The organism is Psychrobacter sp. FME5 (assembly GCF_014861375.1).
Classification (GTDB): Bacteria; Pseudomonadota; Gammaproteobacteria; order Pseudomonadales; family Moraxellaceae; genus Psychrobacter.
In genome coordinates this window covers 1-4,846 of record NZ_RRYX01000154.1, presented here as the reverse complement: position 1 = coordinate 4,846, position 4,846 = coordinate 1, and the positions used below count along the sequence as shown (strand labels likewise).

Sequence of the window (4,846 nt, the reverse complement as noted above, 5' to 3'; positions counted from 1 at the left end):
AGTCATTATATCATTTATCAATAAGTTATATCAACACACTATTAAAACAGAGCCTAAATCAATAATGACTTAGTCGATACCAAATAAAATAGACCCGCTCCGTTATTATGGCGTATGGAACAGATAAACGCTTAGCTCACCAGAACTAAGCGCTTATTTTTAAGCATCAATAATACATAATGTATTTAGAGGTCTGGTTTATACGTCTCGCCTGCATGAAAATCTGCTTGATGCTCATAATTGCAAAAGAACAGCTCTTTATTGGCGTTAATGTTGCTATTGCTTTCACTCTCTGCCTCTGTCGCTAAGCTAGGATTAGTCTCAAGCACACCGCGATACTCAGCCAGGCTATTGCCACAAAAATCACACTGGCGCGGTGTGATCACATCACCTTTTTTTGGCATCATACTTTTTGGCGCGCGCGGGTACATAAACTTATAAAACCCCCACATCACAATCCAAATAATGATAATTATAATGATAACAGCTAACACGGCAGTGCTCCCTCTAATATGACTTAAGACATTATAAACTGAACCATTCATAATACGCACATAAAAAACTGGCTACGGTGAGCCAGTCTTATTATCTAAAAACCAAAATTACTTAACAATCAAATTGGCAGTAAATTATTGATGCTGATAGCACTATAACTGTAGCTCACTAATATCAGCGACGGTCAAGAATAAAGCACGAACCTGTTTAAGTAGCGCCAAGCGATTGGCTTTGAGTGCTGCGTCTTCACTATTAACCATTACATCAGCGAAAAACGCTGTCAATGGTTCATCTAAACTGACCAAGGTTTGCAATACTTGCGTATAGTCAGCCTGTTCGAGTAAAGGCTCAACAGCGGTTTGTGCTTGCAGAACGCTGCTATACAGGTTTTTCTCAGCAGGCTCAGACAATATCGCCTCATTGACCTCATCAGCGACACTCACTTCAGACTTAGCTAAAATATTGGCAACACGCTTGTTAGAATCAGACAGTTTTTCGGCTTGTGGCAACTCACTAAACGTTTGTACCGCACGAATACGCTGATCAAAATCGAGTGGCATATGCGGATGAATCGCTTGTACTGCTTGAATGGTATCGACGCTGACACCTTGCTCAGTATACATGGCCCGATAGCGCGAATTTAAAAACGCCATCACTTGGGTAAAGGTATCACCCATTTTGGTAATCTTGCTATCATCGGCAGTGCTATAGTTTTTAATCGCTTGCTCAACCAAAGCCACCAAGTTAATCGGCAACTGCTTCTCGATTAAAATACGCAAAATACCAATGGCAGAACGACGTAAGCTAAACGGATCCTTTGAACCCGTTGGCGCTTGATCGATGGCGAAAATACCCACTAGCGTATCTAAGCGATCGGCCAGCGCCAAGCAAATACCGACAGCTGTCTTCGGCAAGATATCACCACTGAATTTGGGTAGATACTGCTCTTCTATACTTGCTGCTACCGCTTCTGGCTCGTCATTTAAGCGAGCATAATAGGTCCCAGCAACACCCTGCAACTCAGGATACTCACCAACCAGTGAGCTTGCCAAGTCTGCCTTAGACAAAATACCAGCCCGTACCGTTTCATCAATACTAATATCATGACCTTGTTGCTGCATTAAGGCAGCAATAAAAGCGGCAAGCTTGGCAATACGTTCAGACTTCTCCCAAATCGTACCCAATGTATCTTGGAATACACGGGTTTTCAGGCTTTCTGTTAGCGCAAATAATGGCTGCTTTTGGTCTTGTAAGAAGAAAAACTCTGCATCCGCTAAGCGTGGACGCACAACCTTTTCATTACCTTCTATGATTTGATTGGGATCTTTAGACTCAATATTGGTAATAAAAATGAAGTAAGGCTGCAATGTGCCTGCTTTATCGGTCAAGCAAAAGTACTTTTGATCCGCTTGCATGGTTGAGATAAGCGCTTCTTGCGGTACTTGTAAAAAGCGCGGCTCAAAGCTTGCTCGCAATGCAATGGGGAAATCAACCAATGCTGTGACTTCATCTAATAGATATTGCGGCACGATTGCATCAGCACTAACTTCATCTGCTAAAGCCTTGACTTGGTTTTTAATCAGCATTTGACGCTTGTCAAAGTCCGCCACCACTTTTAAACCATCAAGCAGCTGTTCATAATCATTGGCATGAGCAATGTCATGGTAATCAGGGCTATGGAAGCGATGACCACGGGTTTGCATACCAGTTTGATGACCTTGGATAGTGGCATCAATCACCGCACTATCTTGCATCAATACGACCCACTGTACCGGACGCACAAATTCATTGCGGCTCGTACCCGAACGCATACGCTTAGCAATCGGTAGATTATCAAGCGCGGTCTGAAAAATAGCCGGCAGCAGCTCAGTCGTCGCTTGACCATGAATGGTTTGCTCATAACCAACATAATCACCTTTATCGGTGTTAATGGTCATCAGCTCACTAGCGTCAACCCCCAAGCCTTTGGCAAAACCCATCGCGGCGCGCGTTGGATTACCATCCGCATCAAATGCCGCTTTAATCGCAGGGCCGCGTTTCTGCTCGCTGCGGTCCGGCTGCTTGTCGCTAATACCTTGAATTTGCAGCGCCAAACGACGCGGTGCGGCAAAGGCTTTGATACTATCGAAACTAATATCAGCTTCATTTAATTGCTCAGTGACACTTTTTTGTAGCGCATCACGTAAAGGTTTTAGGCTCTTTGGAGGCAGCTCTTCACACCCCAGTTCAAATAGAATAGTACTCATGGGATGCTCCTATTTATTATTAGTCGTTTGGTTAGTATCGGTAGAATGGTCAGTGTCTGTATTCTCAACCAATTCTTTTGGCAAAAACTTATCAAGTGCTGCTTGACGATGCGCCTCATCCGCCAGTGGAAAGCCTAGCTTGGCGCGTGCTTCAACATAACCCAACGCAACTTTGCGCGCCAGCGTACGTACCCGTAGGATAAAACGCTGACGTTCAGTGACGGAAATTGCACCACGCGCATCAAGTAAATTGAAGGCATGTGAAGCTTTTAACACCATCTCGTATGCTGGTAGTGGTAGACCCTCAGCAGCTAATTTGTCTGCTTGTTGCTCGTAAAAGTCAAACATCTGACCCATCATCGGCACATCGGCGTGTTCAAAATTATAGGTCGACTGCTCAACTTCGTTTTGATGAAAGACATCGCCATAAGTGACACGACCAAACTCACCGTCGGCCCAAACCAAATCATAAACGCTATCGACACCTTGCACATACATGGCCAAGCGCTCAAGTCCGTAGGTAATCTCGCCCGTGACAGGAAAACATTCGATACCGCCCACTTGCTGGAAGTAGGTAAACTGCGTCACTTCCATACCGTTTAGCCAAATCTCCCAACCCAGTCCCCATGCGCCAAGCGTTGGTGACTCCCAGTTATCTTCAACAAAACGCACATCATGTACCAGCGGATCGATACCTATGGCTTTAAGTGAGCCTAAATACAACTCTTGGATATTAGGTGGATTGGGTTTTAGCACCACTTGGAATTGATAATAATGTTGTAAGCGGTTTGGGTTGTCACCGTAGCGGCCATCCGTTGGACGACGTGATGGCTGCACGTAAGCGGCATTCCAGCGCTCAGGACCTAATGAACGTAGAAAAGTCGCTGTGTGGAAGGTACCCGCGCCAACTTCCATATCATAAGGCTGCAAGATGACACAGCCCTTATCAGCCCAATAGCTTTGTAGGGTTAGGATTAAATCCTGAAAAGTCATCGGCTGAGGGTCTTTGTCTTGTATCATCGAATTTTTTGCTTCGGTTGTCATAGTAAAACCACTGTGAATGAGTATGATTAAATAAATCTTTGATAGCGCTCGTATAGCCCATTTGGCAACGAGGCTATTTGCCTGCTCACCTTACTAAAAATTGACTATTTTATCTATATTTACCGTAACTAAATTTACGTCGCAGATAGAAATGCTTGGCTTTGGGACTTAGCTATCATCGGTTCAGAATAAAAGCGATACGGTTATAATAACCGGCTACTAGCTGTAAAGTGAGTCTGCTATATTAAGAAGCTTCCATTAATAAGTTATGTCAAACTTGTTTAGTCTACAACGCGTTGTACTTGCACTCGTTTTCCTTGCTACTCTAATTTTTGTGAATGGTATTATATTGATAAAGGCGTTCAAAGCCATGAATAAAAAAATACCCAAATGCGTGAGCATCTGGGCAGGAGGAAAAGTATATCTCTATTATCCTGATTTATCAGGCTTTTTATTTTTTAAGGTACTGCAATTTGTAAATCTCTACTGCTGAACAGACTACTATAAATTTATCATTTATTATCATTGATAAGACTGGCTACTTGCTTTTGGCATGATTATCCATAAGATGATATAGATTAAAATACCGGGTACGGCCGCACTCAACGAGGAGATAATGACGAATAGCACTCTAACCCAAGTTGGTGACCAGCCGACATATTCTGCTATGCCCCCCATCACGCCTGCTATCATACGATGATTCTGCGAGCGATGTAATTTTGCTAACTTAGCCAAATCAAATACCTCTCTTTTATAGTTATTGTCTTTTATAGTTATTGCTTTTGCAATTATTGATATTTATTTTGCTTTTATTTTTATGCTTTATTTCTTAGATTAACACACCAAGTGCAACGCTAAATTATATTATAGAACACCTGATTGGGCGTTTTAAACCCTAAGCGTTTTCTTGGTCTGTTGTTTAGTTTATTCTCAATGTCCTGTATCTCATTATCAGAGACTTGTCTAAAGTCACAACCCTTAGGCAAGAACTCTCTGATTAAGCCGTTAGTATTCTCGTTGGTTCCTCGCTGCCATGACGCATAAGCATCGGCAAAGAAGAA

At 42.9% G+C, this 4,846-nt stretch carries 5 protein-coding genes; all 5 read right to left on the bottom strand.

Annotated features, from left to right (window positions below):
• Positions 1-185: 185 nt before the first annotated feature.
• Entirely contained in the window at positions 186-494 is a 309-nt protein-coding gene (locus tag EI161_RS13350) for a hypothetical protein (protein ID WP_413038370.1), read from the bottom strand.
• A 153-nt stretch (positions 495-647) separates the two neighbouring features.
• Positions 648-2,741, bottom strand: coding sequence for a glycine--tRNA ligase subunit beta (glyS, locus tag EI161_RS13345; protein WP_192529773.1), 2,094 nt, complete (start codon positions 2,739-2,741; stop codon positions 648-650).
• A gap of 9 nt (positions 2,742-2,750) precedes the next feature.
• A complete protein-coding gene (gene glyQ / locus EI161_RS13340) occupies positions 2,751-3,734 on the bottom strand; it encodes a glycine--tRNA ligase subunit alpha (protein ID WP_192523068.1) in 984 nt (327 codons plus the stop codon).
• Between the two features lie 573 nt (positions 3,735-4,307).
• Positions 4,308-4,520 (bottom strand): PspC domain-containing protein, encoded by a 213-nt coding sequence (locus tag EI161_RS13335; protein ID WP_192523033.1) that lies wholly within the window; start codon positions 4,518-4,520, stop codon positions 4,308-4,310.
• A 119-nt stretch (positions 4,521-4,639) separates the two neighbouring features.
• Positions 4,640-4,846: IS30 family transposase (locus EI161_RS13330; protein ID WP_192524905.1), on the bottom strand; the 207-nt coding region annotated here is incomplete at its 5' end.

Excerpts from the sequence above, each read along its gene's own strand:
- glyS (WP_192529773.1), bottom strand. The coding sequence starts at position 2,741 with ATGAGTACTATTCTATTTGAACTGGGGTGTGAAGAGCTGCCTCCAAAG.
- glyQ (WP_192523068.1), bottom strand. The coding sequence starts at position 3,734 with ATGACTTTTCAGGATTTAATCCTAACCCTACAAAGCTATTGGGCTGAT.